Origin of the sequence: Vreelandella andesensis (assembly GCF_003989795.1) — a bacterium.
Classification (GTDB): Bacteria; Pseudomonadota; Gammaproteobacteria; order Pseudomonadales; family Halomonadaceae; genus Vreelandella; species Vreelandella andesensis.
The window spans coordinates 161,178-177,032 of sequence record NZ_RZHG01000021.1 but is presented as its reverse complement, the minus strand read 5'-3'; the positions used below and the strand labels follow the sequence as shown (position 1 = coordinate 177,032).

At 53.8% G+C, this 15,855-nt stretch carries 9 protein-coding genes; 4 read left to right on the top strand and 5 right to left on the bottom strand.

Annotated features, from left to right (window positions below):
* Both ELY33_RS12665 and ELY33_RS12660 read right to left on the bottom strand, forming a co-directional pair.
* A partial coding sequence (locus tag ELY33_RS12665; protein ID WP_126948278.1) for an MBG domain-containing protein occupies positions 1 to 7,200 on the bottom strand: 7,200 nt, incomplete at its 3' end.
* 119 nt (positions 7,201 to 7,319) lie between these two features.
* Positions 7,320 to 8,285, bottom strand: coding sequence for a helix-turn-helix transcriptional regulator (locus ELY33_RS12660; RefSeq protein WP_126948277.1), 966 nt, complete (start codon positions 8,283 to 8,285; stop codon positions 7,320 to 7,322).
* A 295-nt stretch (positions 8,286 to 8,580) separates the two neighbouring features.
* Here ELY33_RS12660 and ELY33_RS12655 point away from each other — a divergent pair, with 295 nt between their 5' ends.
* From ELY33_RS12655 to ELY33_RS12640, 4 genes are all read left to right on the top strand, one after another.
* On the top strand, positions 8,581 to 9,009 hold the full coding sequence (locus tag ELY33_RS12655; RefSeq protein ID WP_126948276.1) for a protein tyrosine phosphatase family protein: 429 nt from the start codon (positions 8,581 to 8,583) through the stop codon (positions 9,007 to 9,009).
* Positions 9,010 to 9,080: 71 nt separating this feature from the next.
* A complete protein-coding gene (locus tag ELY33_RS12650) occupies positions 9,081 to 10,820 on the top strand; it encodes a SulP family inorganic anion transporter (protein ID WP_126948275.1) in 1,740 nt (579 codons plus the stop codon).
* 93 nt (positions 10,821 to 10,913) lie between these two features.
* Positions 10,914 to 12,929 carry a RecQ family ATP-dependent DNA helicase gene (locus ELY33_RS12645; protein WP_126948274.1) on the top strand — a complete coding sequence of 672 codons (2,016 nt, stop codon included), beginning with the start codon at positions 10,914 to 10,916 and terminating at the stop codon, positions 12,927 to 12,929.
* Between the two features lie 77 nt (positions 12,930 to 13,006).
* Positions 13,007 to 13,450, top strand: coding sequence for an ion channel (locus tag ELY33_RS12640; protein ID WP_126948273.1), 444 nt, complete (start codon positions 13,007 to 13,009; stop codon positions 13,448 to 13,450).
* A gap of 8 nt (positions 13,451 to 13,458) precedes the next feature.
* On the opposite strand, the gene zigA is transcribed toward ELY33_RS12640, so the two are convergent.
* The 3 genes from zigA to ELY33_RS12625 form a co-directional block, all read right to left on the bottom strand.
* Positions 13,459 to 14,685: a zinc metallochaperone GTPase ZigA gene (gene zigA / locus ELY33_RS12635; RefSeq protein WP_126948272.1), complete on the bottom strand. Its 1,227-nt coding sequence runs from the start codon at positions 14,683 to 14,685 to the stop codon at positions 13,459 to 13,461.
* Positions 14,686 to 14,798: 113 nt separating this feature from the next.
* The gene (locus ELY33_RS12630) at positions 14,799 to 15,074 is read right to left on the bottom strand and encodes a TIGR03643 family protein (protein ID WP_126948271.1); all 276 of its coding nucleotides are present in this window, start codon (positions 15,072 to 15,074) and stop codon (positions 14,799 to 14,801) included.
* A 122-nt stretch (positions 15,075 to 15,196) separates the two neighbouring features.
* Positions 15,197 to 15,811 (bottom strand): class I SAM-dependent methyltransferase, encoded by a 615-nt coding sequence (locus tag ELY33_RS12625; protein WP_126948270.1) that lies wholly within the window; start codon positions 15,809 to 15,811, stop codon positions 15,197 to 15,199.
* Positions 15,812 to 15,855: the final 44 nt, after the last annotated feature.

Genomic DNA, 15,855 nt, shown 5'->3' with positions numbered 1-15,855 from the left:
GTCAGTGACCTGCCAGGTGAGGGCCGGGTCAGCGTTGCCGTAAGTTTTCTGCTGATCGTCGGCAGTGACGGTGATGGGGCGCGGATCAATGGTCAGCTTGCCATCGATAGCGGTGATCACATAGTTGCCGTTTTCCAGGTCCGCCGGGCTGATGTCGTAGTTACCCACGTCATTACCAGCCTCGCGATTCAGGTCGCCTGCGAGGTTGTCATTGCCGACGAGGTTGCCGTCAGTGACCTGCCAGGTGAGGGCCGGGTCAGCGTTGCCGTAAGTTTTCTGCTGATCGTCGGCGCTGACAGTGATGGGGCGCGGATCAATGGTCAGCTCGCCGTTTACGGCGGTGATCATATAGTTGCCGTTTTCCAAATACGCCGCGCTGATATCGTAGTTACCGACGTTTTTCCCGGTCTCGCGATTCAGGTCGCCTGCGAGGCTGTCGTCGCCGACCAGGTTGCCGTCGGTAACCTGCCAGGTGAGGGTTGGGTCATTCTCGCCGTAAATCTTGGCGATGTTGTCCGCCGCTACAGTGATCGCTCTTGGATCAACTACATAGCTGTCGGCTTTGGTAAACGAATCCAGCGTGTAGTTGCCGGCGTCTGAACCGCTGATGTTGTCGGTGCCTGCTTGCTGATCGTAGGTTCCGACATTCATATTGCCTGAACTGCTGAGCGCTGGATTCACCAGCTCTGCCACTGACTCCACGTCATCGCCCGTCAGCGCACCACTCAGGTTTACGTCTCCCGGCGCTAACGTATCGCCGTATACCGAGCCTCCTGCTGCGATGTCGGTAGCGGTCAGTGTCAGTGTGTCAACGGTCAGTTCACCAGGTTGAGCGCTATCGTTTGCGATGGCATAGCCCAAAGCGTTGGTTAAACCGGCGAAGTAATCAATGTTGTGAGTGCCCGCAACCTGGACACCCGCGCCTGAGAGATCAGCGGCGAATGACCAGGTGACGGTGCCATCGAGAATACTGGCATCATCGCCGTTGACGAAACCACGGCGGTTGCCCTCGGTGTAACTAGCGGGCATAGCATCGCCATAGGTAATGGCCACATCCTGTGCACTGACCAGAATTTCAGGCTGTTCACGGTAGATCAGATGGCGCGTTCCATCCAGCGCCGCCGTAAAGTTGCTGTTGGTTTCATTGCTGTTGTAGCGGAAGTCCCCGGTGGCGATCAGGTCTGCAATGTCTTCACTGCCGGCCAGGCTCCCGGTGTAGAGCATGGTTCGACCGCCAGCGCCGGTAATGAGGTCGCCGCTGGTATAAACAATATCGCCGCCGGTCGCGCTGCCGGCATCTTCGCTTCTGCCAGCGGCCAGTAACAGCGCCTGATCCGAGGTATCCGCCGTGCTGATGTTACCTGCCAGATGCAGATTATCGTTCGCAGTCGCGATTTCGATGGCATCGACAGCGCTTGTCTCACCCAGTCGCAAGGCCTGAGTGCTCTCCAGAGTAATGCTGCCCGCCGTATCCAGACTCAGGGAAGCCGAGTGCTGGTCAGCGTTACCGAGATTCACCGGGTCTTGAGCACTGATACCGCGGCCAGTGCCGGTGGTAGCGATGGCCACGTTTATTCCCGAATCCAGTCGCTCGCGAACGTCATCAGCGGCAATCTCGGTGTCACTCACAGGCTGAGCCGTGACCAGGAATGATGCATCGTTCTGCAGCCAGTGCGCGGTGTTGCTGTAGACCGCCAGGCCGTTCGCCAGCAGGCCGGAATTGCGCCCCAGAAGACCGTCGGCAACGACTGTTTCATTGCCCGTGGCGTCCGTCACGGTGACCGTGCCACTGGCATCCACATTGTCCAGCGTGCCCGAGTTGTCACCGACGAAACTGCCTATGCCGAGGAGGTTGTCACTGGCAAAATCGTCGCCAACAAGCCCGGTTACATCACCGCTGGCTGAGGCGTTTTCAACAGTGCCCTGGTTTCGGCCCACAAAGCCGCCTGCGTAACCGCGTGTCACTTCACTGGCAGTATCAGGAATCGTGACGTTTCCAGTGGCCTGTGAGTTGCGAATAAGGCTGCCACTGGTATTACGGCCTACCAGTCCACCCACATGCGCGTTACCACTGACTGCGCCACTGGCCGAGCTGTCTTCGATCTGTGTCTGATAGTTGAAGCCAATCAGCCCGCCAGTATTTAAGGAAGCCGGGTCACCGGTCACGATGGCAGCGGAGGTGCTGTTATCGATGTAGGACATGTTGGCCGAACCAACCAGTCCGCCTGTTTCGAAATAACCAGCGACATTTGCTTGGTCGCCACTGACCGTCACGTTATCCACCGTGGTGCTGTGGATACGCCCAGCCAACGCACCCACGCCGTAAGAAAAACCAGTGGTGCTCACAGCAGGGTTATGCAGGGTCAGGTTACTGATTGAGGCGCCGGTGGTGGATCCAAAGAGCCCAAGGTTGTAGCGGTCATTCGCTATCGTCAGGTCGCCAATACTAAGATTTCCACCATCAAACTCAAACTGACCGTCTGAGCTTGCGCCGCCAATCGGTTTCCAGCCTTCACCGCCATTGGCCGAAGCACTGGCAAGGTCGGTATAGCCTTCGCTACCGGCGTCCAGGGAGCTCACCAGCGCGAAGTGGTGCCCGCCGGTCAATACATCGTCATTAAAGTTGATGTTTTGCAGCTGTTGCCAGCTAGTGAGAGTGAAAGGCTCGTCTTCCGTGCCAAAGCCGTCGTCAAACAATGGTGATTGATCAGGGATATCGGCATCACGGGTAACGTTTGCCAGATATGGCTGGAACACCCCGTACCCAGCGGTGCGCGCACCGCCTAATGACCAGATGGACTCATCCCAACCCGCGTCGGCAAAAATGGCCGCTTGCTGCATTTCTGCAGAGGTCAGGCCAGTAGCACCGAAGTTGTCGTCACCCGCTGAGCCGATGCCGGTGGTTCCAACATCCCAGAAGCTGTTGGTTATCGAGACCGGTGAACCTCCTTCATCGTAGTCACGAGCTACTAATCCACCCACGCCGTCTTCGTCTACACTACTTACAGCTCCGGCCGCGTAAGAATTGCTGATGTTAACGGCATTCACGTAAGCGACAAGGCCGGCAACATTGGTGTCGCCACTGACACTAGCCGTGCTGTAACTGTCTTCTACATTTATATAAACAAAATCTCCGCCTCCTAACCACGAATAGGCCTCACCAATCAGGCCACCGACTTTACCAGTAGTGCTGTTTATTGTACCTGAAGAATAAGAGGATTTAATTGATATGTCAGAGCTCCACTCATCAACATCATTAAAAAGATAGCCGATTGCACCGCCTGCATATTCTTCCGCATTCAGTGTTATATCGTTAATAGATATTTTTTCGAAATCCGAAAATCCAGCATAACCGGCCAAGCCACCAACATATTCCTTACCTGTCACTGTTGCATCAGATACCCCGATGTTTTTGATGACCGTGGTGGGAGTGTTTGAATTATTACTTACCGCGCCAAAAAGTCCCACAAAATCTTCAGTAGGCCGGTTAATGTGCATATCTGATAACGTATGACCAAGTCCATCGAACGTGCCTGCAAAGCGGTTGAAGCGGTTGTTGAAAGTACCTATCGGCTCCCAGCCTTTATTTTCATTCGCTGTGGCACTGGCTAGCTCGTTATAGCCGCTGGTGTTAGTGTCCAGGTCATTTTTCAGCGCGTAGTAGTACCCACCGGATAACACGTCTGTGTTGTGATTGATGTTCTGCAACTGCTGCCAGTCGGTGAGGGTGAAGGGTTCGTCTTCCGTGCCAAAGCCATCGTCAAACAACAGGTTTTGATCGGGGATGTCCGCGTCGGCAGTCACATTGGTAAGGTATGGCCTGAAAGCTGCATAGCCTGCGATATTATTGCCGCCCAACGACCAGATGGTTTCATCCCATCCGGCGTCGGCAAAAATGGCCGCTTGCTGCATTTCGGCGGAGGTCAGGCCTGTGGCGCCGTTAATCACATCGCCTGCCGAACCGATGCCGGAGGTCTCGACATCCCAGAAGCTGTTGAGTATTGATACATCATCGCCACTTTGATAGGCGCGTCCTACCAGTCCGCCCAGGTTGTCTCCAGTTCCATTCACTGCACCAGAAGCGTAAGAATTTTTGATCGTTACCGCTTCCGCGCTACCAAGGAGGCCGCCTAGAGCATTATTACCGTTGACCTGAGCCGAGCTGTAGCTGTCCGCTATGTGTATTCGCAACCCATCTTCTGAATAGGCTTCGCCAATCAAGCCACCAGCATAACCGTTAGTTGCATTTATATTGCCTGAGGAATAAGTGGATTTAATCGATATGTCATTGGAATTCCAATTGTACCTGCCATCGTCATTCCAAAGGTAACCTATTAAACCGCCTGAAAATTCATCAGCATTTATTTCTATATTGCTAATAGCGATATTTTCAAAATTTGAATATTCAGCAGAACCAACTAAGCCACCGACCCTATCGCCGGTTATTTTTGCATTCATTACTCCAATATTTTTTATAGTCGTCGTGGGCGTTTCAGAATTGTTACTTACATACCCGAAAAGTCCCGCATACGATTCATCTGGCCGATTAATGTTAAGACTCGAAACCGAGTGGCCAAGACCATCAAAGGTACCAATGAAGCTGTTATCAAAATCAATACCAATTGGCTCCCAACCTTCACCACTATTAGCTGAGGCGCTGGCCAGCCCGGCATAGCCGCTGGTGTTGGTGTCCAGGTCATTTTTCAGCGCGTAGTAGTACCCACCAGATAACACGTCTGTATTGTGATTGATGTTCTGCAACTGCTGCCAGTCGGTGAGGGTGAAGGGTTCGTCTTCCGTGCCAAAGCCGCCGTCAAACAGCAGGGTTTGATCGGGGATATCTTCATCGCGGGTGACATTGGTTAAATAGGGATGTGAAACGCCGTAGCCGGCGGAGTCTGCCCCTGCCCCAAACGACCAGATGTTTTCATCCCAGCCGGCATCGGTAAAGGTGGAGCCTTGTCGCATCTCGACGAGGGTTTTACCGCTGCCAACGTCGCTGGTGTAGTCATTATCAATGGCGTCGCCGTTGGTATCGGTGGTGGTGTAAAAACTGTGATCAACACTCCCGTCATAGTTATTAGCGCCCACCAGACCGCCGACTCGGGATGTGCCCACCACTTTGCCTGTAGCGTAAGCATTTAAAATTTGGTTTTTATTAGTGCCTACTAGCCCACCGATATTGTTTTCAGAACCGTTGACGTCACCGGTAGCATAAGCATTGGTGATACTTGCGTTAAAACCATTAGAACCAACCAGCCCTCCGGTTGACGATCTGCCGGCCACGCTTCCCATGGCATAGGCATTACTGATACTACCCCCGTTGTTATCACCGACCAGCCCGCCGACCCTGGAGACAGAGCCTTCGACATTACCAGTTGCATGCGAATTTTGGATAACCCCGTTGTTTCGTCCGATTAATCCGCCAACATCAGATTGGCCTTCGACCATAACCGAGGCATAGGCATTGTTCACCAGACCCTTATTCTCTCCAGCCAGTGCCCCGACGACGCTGTCTGTACTCGCCACACTCCCTGTTATCAGGCCGATATCGCGGACCACACCACTACTATCTATAGATGCAAAAAGACCAGATTCATTGCTCGTTGTGTCGATGGTCAGGTTGCGAATCTCATGCCCCAACCCCGAAAAGGTGCCTGAGAAGGTGTCAATCAGCGCATCGTCATAGGTGTTGCCGCTGGCATCCAGATCTTTTGCCAAAGCGTAGCGGTGACCTCCGCCGGTTGCCGTGTCGATATCACCCAGCTCTTCCATACTGTGGATCAGGGTGTAAGCGTTGCTATTAATGCTCAGGCTGGCATTGGTGCCACTCAGGGTAACCGGTGCGTTGACGTAGTAATCGCTGCCGCCGAAGTTGAGTTCCAGTCCGGCATTATCACCAGTAGCGGTAATAGCCGCATTTATCTCGATATCCTGCTGGGCATCGAGCGTAAGAGTGTTGTCGCTGCTCCAGGTGACTTCGTCATTAACGAAGATATCGCCATTGCCGTCTTCTCCGCCATCAACGCTTTCGATCGTGACGTTGTTATCGGCGAGGTTGCTGGAAAGATCGCTCCCGGTCATGTCGCCGCCTTCCGCGGCAATAGTGTAATCCTGCGGATCAATCAGCCATTCACCGGTCTCGCCGTTATCGGCGCGGGTGGTGACGGTGGCTTCGTCCATAATGCTGACCTTGGCCGCGCTGGTTTCCACAAAACCGCCGTCGCCGCCTTCAGGGTTGAGAGAAGAGGGCGCGGATGCATCCAGCGTGCCTGCTACCTGGGTTTCGCCGCTGTCCATGTCGCCCATCAGCCAGATTTCACCCTGCTCGTTTTCAGCGAGGGTTCTGGCTTGGGTCACGCCGGTGTGGTTGATCACGCTGGCGGCGAGGTCGCCTGCGGCCTTGGCAGTCAGGTAGACACGCCCGCCATCTGCCTTGATGGCACCGCCTTGTTCGATGTAGGTGTCCAGCAGCGCTTCTTCGACCTCGATTTTGATGGGGCCACCCATATCCAGGGTTACCCGGCTGCCTGCGCCCATCATCACATCACCACGCGGGGCTTCAATGTTGCCACGGTTGATAATTTCGGTGGCAATTAGGGCAACGTAGCCATCCTCTGCGGTACGAATATTGCCCTGGTTGATGATGGCGTTACTGCTGCCGCCTTCAAAGGTGAAGTCGCCCGCCATAAAGTCTTCCGGGCTGATATCCAGCGTCGATGCGACGAGCCCGCCTACATCCACCTGGGCAGTGTCGCCAAATACCACGCCATTGGGGTTGACCAGAAAGACTTGGCCATTGGCGTTAATCGCACCGCGAATCTGCGAGATCTGATCGCCTGTCACGCGGTTAAGTGCCGCCGCGTCACGGCTGGGCTGGTTAAAGTCAACGCGATGGCCTTCCTCCACGGAAAAGTCATCCCAGTCCATGGCCATACGGTCGGTGGTCTGGTTGATCCGCATGGTATTGCCGGACTGCTCAATAGTGCCGCTACCAGCGCGTATTTCACCGCCTGAAGGCAAGCCCCCGCCCAAGGCGCTAAGAGGCAGCAATAGCAAGCTACCAGTGGCCAGGGAAGCCACCGTGCCCACAGACCGTGATCGACGCGTGACGCGCTTACTCCGGCTTTTTGCAGCCTCAGAAGCAACTTGCCAACGGCCCTTGGCGGCGTTCCAAACGGTGCGAAATATCCGGTTCATGGCATACCCCTTGCGAATAGCGGTTTGTTAAACAGTGTGACCTATGAAAAAAAGGCTGACTTCCACTCAGCGCTACATGGGCATGGTTAATTGCGAATAGTTAATTGCGCGTGCGTTAATTATCGAGGGGACGGAATGATGTTGCGTGCCTCGCCAGGCGGAACGCCAAAACGTTGTTTGAAGGCGCGGTAAAACCAGGAGAGGTGGTTGAATCCGGTGTGAAAGGCAATATCGCTGACGGATCGTGGTGATGGCTGTCGGTTTGTCAGTGCATCAAACGCCAGTTGTAAGCGTTGCTCAAGCAGATAGTCGGTAAACGAGGTGCCTTCATTACTGAATAGCGCGCGAATATAACTGGGCGACACCTGATGCCGTAACGCCAGGTCCTTCAGGCTTAATGGGGTGCGCGCCAGCAGCTTGATATCGGCCTTGATGGCTTTCAGACGGGCCTCTCTCAAGCCGCCTTGCTGAGATCGAATGCTTGCATCATGGGTAGCGCCCAGTGCCAGGCAGGCCAAGTCCATCAGCTGGCTGCTAAGCTGGAGAGATGAATACTCATCCATGGCATCAGCGCGCTGGGTAAGCGCCAGGGCGATGCGGGTGAGATGTTGCAGAGGTTCCCCAGGTGGCAGCAAACTTTTGGGCAAGTGGTCAAGACCATTAACAAAAGGCGCTAACTGCGCGCGTGAAAACGCTACGCTGAGAAAATTGACCCGCTCGCCATGAAAATCAACGCTGCCTGATTGATGATTAAGTACGATACGCGCTCGGCCTGGCGTGCAAGCCAGGGTGTCATGTGCCTGCAGATGAGATAGCCAGCCGCCTTGGCCACCAGGGTGAATCAGGAACGTGATGTCATCGTTGCCGTCGATAACCTGAGGCGATTTGCGTGCGGCATGCAGCGATGATGCGGTGACATTGGCAATTGATACGCCCGGTAATAGCCTGATACGCGTCTCGACATGAGGCGTCTGGTTTTTAGGCGCATCAAGCTGCACCTGGGCTATCGCGCTGTAGATATCCTGGGCAGCTTCAAGACGTTCACCGGGAGCAAAGTGGCGAGTTGAAAATGAGAAAAATGCCATAGCAAGTCAGCATAATGGGGAGTAAAAGTTGTAAGTATGACTTCATTAATAAACATTAAGGACGTTGAAGGCAAGTAAGCCGAAAAAGTTAGATTTATTGAATTCAGTCACTGTGGGTTGCGTCCCTAGAAACATGGCTGGAAACATAGCTAGCGGACGTTTTAGTGCAAGGGAACAGGCTTTTTCGTTTGCGCTATTGCTTATATTCCAAAATAAGCTATGTTTATAACCATTGATAAATTTAGGCATCGTGCTGCTAAGCAACATGGCAGTAAAACAACGCGAGGAGAAAAGCATGCAAACACAGCCGTTAGAAAAGGGCGTTGATATTACCTCGCAGCTCACGGTAGAAGGGCTTGAGCAAGTAAAGGCTCGGGGCTTTAAAACGGTGATCTGTAACTGCAAACCTGGCGAAAGCGCTGAGTTTCCAGGTGAAGATGCTTACCGCCGCGAAGCAGAAGCACTTGGGCTTCATTGGGTGCACATTCCAGTCACGCCCGGTGAGTATAGCCACGCGGACGTGGCTGCCTTCGCCGCAGCGCTACAGCAGCATCCTCGGCCAATTTTGGCGTTTTGCCGCTCAGGTAAGCGCGCCACTCATCTTTGGGCTTATGCCAAGCGCCACAACGAAAAGTGCGATCTGGCGGAACTGTTTTCCGCTGCCAAAGCAGCCGGTTTTGATTTGGAAGAGCACCGCCAAGGTCTTGAAAATCACAGTGCATAGGTGGTGATGCCGCTAATTGTTTACGGCGTGATTGGCCGTGATTAGTTTCACTATGATAACGAGTAGACCAGATGATGATTGAGCGTTGGGTGCCTTTGGTTGGCTGGCTACGTCGCTATAACCGGGCTTTGCTATCTAAAGATGTGTTGGCAGCCGTTATCGTCACATTGATGCTGGTGCCCCAGGCGCTGGCTTATGCTTTGCTGGCTGGGCTGCCGCCGGAAATGGGCCTGTATGCCAGCATGTTGCCGCTGGTGCTTTATGCCATCTTTGGTACTAGCGCTAGCCTTGCGGTCGGGCCTGTGGCTGTGGCGGCGTTAATGACGGCATCTGCCCTGAGTGGTTTTGCTACCCCAGGCAGCCCCGAGTACATAGGGGCGGCGTTAGTGTTGGCAGCGCTTTCAGGACTTATATTGGTTGCCATGGGTGTGCTGCGGCTGGGCTTTTTGGTCAATTTTTTAAGCCATCCGGTTATTTCAGGGTTTATTACCGCGTCGGGCATTTTGATCGCCATCAGTCAGCTCAAGCATATTTTTGGCGTAGAGGCCGCAGGGCATAATGTTATTGAACTACTGAGCGCGCTGTTGAGCCAATGGCAACAGGTCAACCTGCTTACGCTGTTGATTGGCGTGGGTGTGTGGGGCTACCTGCTGGTTTGCCGCAAGCGGTTACACACATGGCTGACAGCCATAGGCATCTCAGCCAGTGCCTCCGGGTTAATGGTAAAAGCCGCGCCAATTTCAGCGGTGGTCGTCACTACCTTACTGGCTTGGCAACTTAATCTTGGGCAGCGTGGCGTGGACTTAGTCGGCTTTGTGCCCAGCGGTTTGCCCGCTATTGCGCTGCCTAGCCTAGATCAGTCGCTGTGGCTTGGCCTGTTGCCTGCGGCGTTATTGATTAGTTTGGTGGGCTTTGTGGAGTCGGTATCCGTGGCGCAAACGCTAGCAGCTAAGCGACGTCAGCGCATCGACCCTAATCAAGAACTCATTGCTCTAGGGATGGCTAATTTGGGCGCTGGTGTCAGCGGTGGTTCGCCGGTTTCTGGTGGTTTTTCACGCTCGGTAGTCAACTTTGAAGCGGGCGCGGCAACGCCGTTGGCTGGGGCATTTACCGCCTTGGGTATCGTGCTTTCTACCCTGTTGCTCACGGGGCTATTGGCATTTTTGCCGACGGCGACGTTGGCCGCGACCATTATCGTGGCCGTGGGAACATTGATTGATCTGCCAGCGGTAAAGCGCACTTGGCAGTACTCCCGCAGCGACGGTGTGGCGATGGTGGCGACCTTACTGCTGACACTGCTCCACAGTGTGGAGGTCGGCATTATCAGCGGCGTAGTGCTTTCCTTAGGGCTTCACCTTTACCGTACAAGCCAACCCCACAGTGCCGTGATAGGGCGGGTGCCGGGTACTGAACACTTTCGCAATGTGAAGCGACATGATGTTGAAACTGATGAGCACGTGGCCATGTTACGCATTGATGAAAGTCTTTACTTTGCGAATGCTCGCTACTTAGAAGATACCGTGATGGCGTTGGCTGCTCGTTCACCCGCGTTAAAACATATTGTACTCACTTGCCAAGCGGTGAACGTGATTGATGCGTCCGCACTTGAAAGCTTAGAAGCTATCAATGGGCGATTAAAAGATGCTGGCGCGATGCTGCATTTGGCGGAGGTAAAAGGGCCAGTGATGGATCGCTTAACCCACACAGCGCTTTACCGCGAGCTAACGGGGAAAGTGTTTTTCACTACCTTCGAAGCTTGGCAAGCGCTGGCTATTCCCACACAGAATGAAAAGCCACAACCCTGCACTTAATGGTTAGCGCTAATTGGAGAAAACGATGTGAACGCGTTAGGTTAGCCGCTAACGTATGTTGACGCTCGTTTTTTGACTATCCAGGGAATGGCCATGACCTCGCTATCACCGCAGCAAACGCTTAAAGAAGTGTTCGGATTTGATGATTTTCGCGGCGGCCAGCAGGCGGTGGTATCCAGCGTCTTGGACGGCCACTCAACCGCAGCGATTTTTGCCACTGGCGCGGGGAAATCGCTCTGTTATCAATTGCCAGCGCTTCACCTTCCGCACCTGATCCTGGTGGTATCGCCGCTGCTGGCGCTGATGCAGGATCAACTCGCTTTTCTGGCGCGTCATGGTGTTGCGGCGGCCAGTATTGATTCCACCCAGGATCGCGATACGACCCGTGATGTGATGGAACGCGCCAAAAGCGGTGAGTTGAAAATCCTGATGGTGTCGGTAGAGCGGCTCAAGAACGAGCGTTTTCGGCACTTTCTACGCCAGGTACCGATATCGCTGCTGGTCATTGATGAAGCGCATTGTCTCTCTGAGTGGGGGCATAACTTCCGCCCCGATTACCTCAAGCTGCCGGATTATCAACGCGATTTCGCTATTCCCCAAGTATTGCTGCTGACCGCTACGGCCACTGCCGCGGTGATTGCTGATATGCGAGAGAAGTTTGCCATTGCGCCTGAAAATGTCATTACCACGGGCTTTTACCGCGCTAACCTGGCACTTCTGGTGGCGCCCGCCATGGAAAATCGTCAGCAGCAGTTGATTGATTGGCTTAAACCACAAATGCCGCCTGGCAACGAAGCACCCACGATTATTTACGTCACCTTGCAGCAAACCGCTGAGCAGGTGGCAAGCGCGCTGGCGGCTCAGGGTATTGCTGCCCAGGCGTACCACGCGGGTCTGGATTCAGCCCGCCGCGACGAGATTCAGCGTCAGTTTATGAGCGGCGAATCACCCTGCATTGTGGCCACCATTGCCTTTGGCATGGGCATTGATAAAGCCAATATCCGCAACGTTGTGCACTTTGATCTGCCTAAATCGATTGAGAATTACAGCCAGGAAATTGGCCGGGCGGGGCGCGATGGGTTGCCCTCGACCTGTTTGACGATTGCCGGACGCGACGGACTGCGGGTGCTGGAGAACTTTGTTTACGGCGACACGCCTGAATATGCGGGTATTTTGCGTTTACTGGAAGAAATCTCATCAGCCGGGCAAGCGCCAGACCGCCAGTGGGAAGTGCTGCTCAACACGCTTTCCCGCGATATCAATATCCGCTTGCTACCATTGAAAACGCTGCTGGTGCGGCTGGAAATGCACGGTATTATTGCGCCGCGTTTTGCATTCTTAGCCGAGTATCGGCTGCGCTACCATGTTGAACCTACTGCCCTGGTGGGGCGTTTTGAAGGCGAGAGGGCAGCCTTTGTTCGATTGTTGATCGACAATATTGCTATTGCCCGCACCTGGGGAACGGTTGATTTTGAACGGCTGCATCAGGCAGGGCAAACGCAGCGCATTGATGCTTCTCGGGCCCGCGTGATTACCGCGCTGGAGTACTTCCAGGATAAAGGCTGGCTGACCCTGGAAGGCAAGCGCATGACCGACGTGTATGACATTTGTCAGCCGAGATTTTCGGTCGAGGCGCTAGCGAGCCAGCTGTATAACGAGTGCCTGAATCGGGAGCAAATTGAAATTGAACGGCTGGGTTCCATGTTGGCGCTGTTTGAATCGGACACCTGTCTGACCCGACGGTTAGCCGAGCACTTTGGTGATAACACTTTCAGCAATAACACGTTTGAATCGCCATCACTTCCCGAGCAAGGGCGATGCGGTCACTGCTCGGTGTGTTACGGCCACCCGGTTCGGTTGCCGGATACACCGCCACAGTCCGCGCTATTGGATAACGACTTCATCCGCTACGCGACCCCGTTTATACAGCGCCATACCGAGCAACTAGGCCTGCCGCCCAATGCCCAGCGGCTGGCGCACTTTTTATGTGGCTTAACCATGCCGATTTTTACCCCACTCAAGGCGCGTAGCATTAATGGTTTCGCGGTATTTGAGCAGCGCTCTTACCCCGAGGTACGCGAGTGGGTAGCGGGATATTTAGAACGCTAAAAGTACTGTTGTGACACGGAAGGCCGGTTCTTGACTACGCTTAAGCTCTTTCAAGTAGATTAAAGCAGGGAGCAGCCATGCTAAGCGGAAGCGGGGCGGTCGTAATTATTACGGCGATAGCGGTACTGGCCAGTGTGCTGGTGCATTTTGAAGTGGCCATTCGGGTGAGCCGCAAACTTGAGTGCTGGTCGCTAGCGTTAAGATGGCGTTTTTTAGTACTCATGTTTTCGCTGTTTGGAGCGCATGTTGCCGAAATTTGTCTGTTTGCTCTCGCGCTGGTGGGTCTTCAATACCTCCCTGAAACGGGGCAGCTTTCGGGCAGCGAAGCGGTGACGCTTTGGGATTATATCTATGTGTCGGCAACAAGCTATACCACCCTCGGTTTTGGTGACCTAACCCCCGAGGGTGGTATCCGATTGCTACTCAGCGCTGAAGGCCTGATCGGATTTATGCTGATTACCTGGTCGGCGTCGCTCACCTTCCTGCAAATGCAGCAGCACTGGGCAGTGGGGGGTAAATAGCTTATTGCTTACTCCCAAGCGGGGAAAGGATCGGGCAGCTGCTTCCATGCTTCCATGCCTTCTAGTAGTTCAGCTTCACTTAGCAAGCAGGCGTCTAACGCCTCACGCATGTTCGCTTGGTCTAAGTTCTGGCCGATAAACACTAGCTCTTGGCGCATATCACCAAACGGCTCCTGCCACTTTTCCATAATGAATTGGCGAGTTTCAGGGTCTTCCGGCCAGTTAGCTTCGGGGATAGCTTTCCAGAACACGCCTGCTGGGCCGTGATGGGCAATACCGCCCGCTTGGCTCCATTGGCCTGCATAGCGCGGGCGTGTGGCGAGCCAGAAAAAGCCTTTCGAGCGTAGCAGCCCTTTACCAAACCATTCTTCGTTGAGTAGGTCGTTGAATTTCTGCGGGTGGAAGGGGCGGCGGGCGTGGTAAGCAAAGCTGCCAATACCGTACTCTTCGGTTTCCGGCACGTGCTCGCCACGCATTTCTTTTAACCAGCCGGGTGCTTGCTGGGCGCGCTCAAAGTTGAATTTTCCCGTATCTAGCACTTTCTCTAATGGCACGCCGCCTTGCGTAATGGGCACCAGCTCCGCCTCGCGGTTCAGCGAGCGTAGAATGGCTTTCAGTGCGTCCAGCTCTTTTTCGCTAATCAGATCGGTCTTACTGATCAGCAGCACATCGCAAAACTCTATTTGATCGACCAGCAGATCAGCAACGTTGCGCTCGTCGTCTTCACTTAGGCTTTCACCCGCTTCTGCGAGACTCTGCGCTTCGCGATACTGCTCAAGAAAGTTGGCGCCATCAACCACGGTGACCAGCGTATCAAGGCGCGCAACGTGGGAAAGGCTCTGGCCGCTTTCGTCTTCAAAGGTGAACGTTTCCGCCACCGGGAGTGGCTCAGATATACCGGTGGACTCAATGACTAAATAATCGAACTTGCCTTCCCTGGCTAACTGGCTCACTTCTTCGAGCAGGTCTTCACGCAGGGTGCAGCAGATGCAGCCATTGCTCATCTCGACCAAACGCTCTTCAGAGCGGTTCAGCGCCACCTCGCCATCTAATGTTGATTCACCTGGGCCGCCGCGCACTAAGGCGCCATCGATATTCACTTCGCTCATATCGTTAACAATTACCGCCACGCGTCGACCTTCGCGGTTAGCCAAAATATGATTGAGTACGGTGGTTTTACCGGCACCAAGAAAGCCCGAGAGCACCGTTACGGGCAGGGGAGAAAATGTGGTCATTGCGGAGTCATCTCTAAACGGGTCTATGTTATGTAATAATATAACAATAAAGAGATGATTAAAAAGGCCCGGTTAGAAAATAGCCATCTATCGTTTTTCGTTACGTGTGGGGACTAACGCTTATATTGCGTGGGGCAGTAACCGCGAATCACATCGGGTGAGCGAAGAGCCTTATGCTTGGTGTTGCGCCCAGTGACTCGCTTGCGCCATAGCCGAAATGAGGCGGGCTTGAGCTGGTGACGCATTACCTCAATGACGTCTGGCTCCCCCAAGCCAAATAGTGTGTCAATTGCTTCAAACGGGGTGCGATCTTCCCAAGCCATTTCGATGACGCGGGACTGTTCTTCTTCGGGTAAACGACGGAAGCGTTTCACGGCAGCTTTAGGCATAAGGCACCTTACGTGTTGAGGAAGCGTGCAAGTAACAAAGTGTCGTTTATTATACAGGTGTTGGACGGATAAATGTCTACTGTATTGGTGTTATAAGAGAATGCGCAGGTGTGTTACTCAGGCTATTTTATCGCTAAAAATGCACGAAACAGGCCATTCATCAATACGGGTTCGTCGCGGCGGATGTTAAAGCCTGCCTGCTGCAACAGAGGCGTTGCTTGACGGGTGATGTCGGTCGCGATCAATGAGGTGATGGCATTTAGTGCCCGCCGACTAGGGCCGGCAGTGTGGGTGTCAGGTTGAAACTTATCCATAACACATAATTGGCCATCGTTTTTAAGAACGCGATACGCTTCGGCGAGCCCTTGTTCAGGGTTGGGCATCACCGCCAAAATGAGATGCATGACGACAACGTCAAAATGCTCATCTGGATAGTCCAATGCAGCAGCATCCATCACACGACATACCACGTCACGTTGTCCACGTTCGGCACGTTCACGTGCTCGCTTCACCATGGCGGGGGTAAGGTCGGTCAAATGAATTTCCAGTTCACGTGGCAAATAGGGCAAGTCTAAGCCGGTGCCTGCACCTACTAACAGCACACGCATACCGGGCTCCCAGTCCACTTGGCCAAGCGCATTCCTGCGGGGTTTACGAAACGCATTAGTCGCCACCAGATCATATATTGGCGCATATATGCTATAACGCAGGCGGTTCCATGCGGTGGTGTTTACCATAGATTTACCTCGAAAGGGCTAATTCGAAAGGGCTACTTTGCGCG

Bases quoted from the DNA above. Each gene is read 5' to 3' on its own strand.
- zigA (WP_126948272.1), bottom strand. From the start codon at position 14,685: ATGACCACATTTTCTCCCCTGCCCGTAACGGTGCTCTCGGGCTTTCTT.
- ELY33_RS12630 (WP_126948271.1), bottom strand. From the start codon at position 15,074: ATGCCTAAAGCTGCCGTGAAACGCTTCCGTCGTTTACCCGAAGAAGAA.
- ELY33_RS12660 (WP_126948277.1), bottom strand. From the start codon at position 8,285: ATGGCATTTTTCTCATTTTCAACTCGCCACTTTGCTCCCGGTGAACGT.
- ELY33_RS12645 (WP_126948274.1), top strand. From the start codon at position 10,914: ATGACCTCGCTATCACCGCAGCAAACGCTTAAAGAAGTGTTCGGATTT.
- ELY33_RS12650 (WP_126948275.1), top strand. From the start codon at position 9,081: ATGATGATTGAGCGTTGGGTGCCTTTGGTTGGCTGGCTACGTCGCTAT.
- ELY33_RS12640 (WP_126948273.1), top strand. From the start codon at position 13,007: ATGCTAAGCGGAAGCGGGGCGGTCGTAATTATTACGGCGATAGCGGTA.
- ELY33_RS12655 (WP_126948276.1), top strand. From the start codon at position 8,581: ATGCAAACACAGCCGTTAGAAAAGGGCGTTGATATTACCTCGCAGCTC.
- ELY33_RS12625 (WP_126948270.1), bottom strand. From the start codon at position 15,811: ATGGTAAACACCACCGCATGGAACCGCCTGCGTTATAGCATATATGCG.